This is a genomic window from Mesorhizobium sp. M7A.F.Ca.AU.001.01.1.1 (genome assembly GCF_004022735.1).
Classification (GTDB): Bacteria; Pseudomonadota; Alphaproteobacteria; order Rhizobiales; family Rhizobiaceae; genus Mesorhizobium; species Mesorhizobium ciceri.
Window position 1 is genome coordinate 1 of record NZ_RZPF01001071.1, and the last position, 1,432, is coordinate 1,432.

Genomic DNA, 1,432 nt, shown 5'->3' on the forward strand with positions numbered 1-1,432 from the left:
CTTGCGCTTGTTCTCAAATCGGAAGGCGGGTGGTCGGACCATCTGGCCGATCCTGGCGGCGCCACCATGAAGGGCGTGACGCTTGCCAGCTTCCGCCGCTATGTGAAGGCGGGCGCGACAAAGGCGGATCTGCGCGCGATCAGCGACGCGCAGGTCGCCACCGTCTATCGCCGCTTCTACTGGGACGCTGTGCTCGGCGCCGAGTTGCCCGATGGCGTCGATCACGCGGTATTCGATTTCGCCGTCAACAGCGGGCCTGGCCGGGCGGCCAAATATCTGCAGGCGGCCGTCGGCGTTGCGCAGGACGGCCGGATCGGACCGGTCACCGTCGCGGCGGCCAAGGCAAAGCCGGCCGGTGTGACCATCGATGCACTTTGCGATGCGCGGCTGGCGTTCCTGAAGCGGTTGCCGACATGGGCAACATTCGGGCGCGGCTGGTCGGATCGGGTCAGGTCGGTGCGGGTTCAGGCCCTGCTGATGTCGGCGCAGCGCCCCGCCGCACCGGTGACCGCGGCGGCGCCGCCCAGGGTCGAAACATCGGCCAATGGGGCGCCGTCGGTTCGTCTCGAGCAGCCGACGCCCGGCGGCAAGACGGCTGCCGTGGCCGGCCTCCTCGTTCTCATGGCCGGAGCGCTCGCGGCCGTCCGGCATCAGATCGCCGATTTTTTCGGAAGCCTGTTTCGATGACATGGTTCAACACCAATGCGCTGCACAATCTCCTCAACACGCTGATCGCCATCATCTGCGGCGGCGCGCTCGCCGGCTTTGACTGGACGCTGCTCGGCGTGAGCGACCGCACCGCCCTTCAGATCAGCGGCGCCATTGCCCTTGCCAAGATCATCATCAACGCGGTGCGTGACGGGCCGCGCGGCATGGTCGCGCCGGCCAAGGAGACATGAGATGGGAACACTCGCTTTCGCGCTGCTTGGCCAGGCCTGGCCGTATCTTCTGGCAATGGGCGCCGCGCTCGCCGGTGTCTGGACGGCCTACGCCAAGGGCAAGGCCAACCAGAAGGCCAGGCAGGATGCCGCCGACGCCGCGGCGCGCACCGAAGCCCAGGAGATCGACGATGCCGTCGCCGGCCGGGCGCCGGACGACAACAGAGGGAGGCTGGCCAGATGGTCAAAATCATAGCGCTCTCGCTCCTGCTGGCCGGCTGCACCACATCAGGCGGATCGTTCTGCGCGGCCGGGCATCCCATCCGGCCGACAAGGGCAGAGGCGGCGGCCCTTTCCGACGCGTCGGTGGCGGCGATCCTGGCTCACAACGAAAAGGGTCAGAAATTTTGCGGCTGGAGGCCATGATGAACGATCTTTTCGACCTGCTCGGCATCAAGGGACCGGTCGTGGCGGCGGGTCTCGCCGGCGGCGTTCTGCGCGCGCTGTCGCGGCATCGCTACAAGCTGCGCGAAATGGTGGCCTCGCCGATCTGC

At 67.6% G+C, this 1,432-nt stretch carries 4 protein-coding genes; all 4 read left to right on the forward strand.

The genetic code is table 11. The annotated features are described in order from the left end of the window. Positions 1-687 (forward strand): glycosyl hydrolase 108 family protein (locus EN884_RS35885; protein WP_128361123.1); only part of this gene is annotated, 687 nt, incomplete at its 5' end. After that, complete coding sequence (locus tag EN884_RS35890; RefSeq protein WP_063168557.1) at positions 684-899, forward strand: hypothetical protein; 216 nt, start codon at positions 684-686, stop codon at positions 897-899. The genes EN884_RS35885 and EN884_RS35890, both read left to right, overlap by 4 nt. A gap of 1 nt (position 900) precedes the next feature. After that, positions 901-1,134 (forward strand): phage-related exported protein, encoded by a 234-nt coding sequence (locus EN884_RS35895; RefSeq protein WP_013530787.1) that lies wholly within the window; start codon positions 901-903, stop codon positions 1,132-1,134. Continuing rightward, positions 1,119-1,304, forward strand: a complete 186-nt coding sequence (locus EN884_RS35900; protein ID WP_063168556.1) for a hypothetical protein — start codon at positions 1,119-1,121, stop codon at positions 1,302-1,304. Before EN884_RS35895 ends, EN884_RS35900 begins: the two co-directional genes overlap by 16 nt. Positions 1,305-1,432 lie beyond the last annotated feature (128 nt).

Excerpts from the sequence above, each read along its gene's own strand:
- EN884_RS35900 (WP_063168556.1), top strand. The coding sequence starts at position 1,119 with ATGGTCAAAATCATAGCGCTCTCGCTCCTGCTGGCCGGCTGCACCACA.
- EN884_RS35895 (WP_013530787.1), top strand. The coding sequence starts at position 901 with ATGGGAACACTCGCTTTCGCGCTGCTTGGCCAGGCCTGGCCGTATCTT.
- EN884_RS35890 (WP_063168557.1), top strand. The coding sequence starts at position 684 with ATGACATGGTTCAACACCAATGCGCTGCACAATCTCCTCAACACGCTG.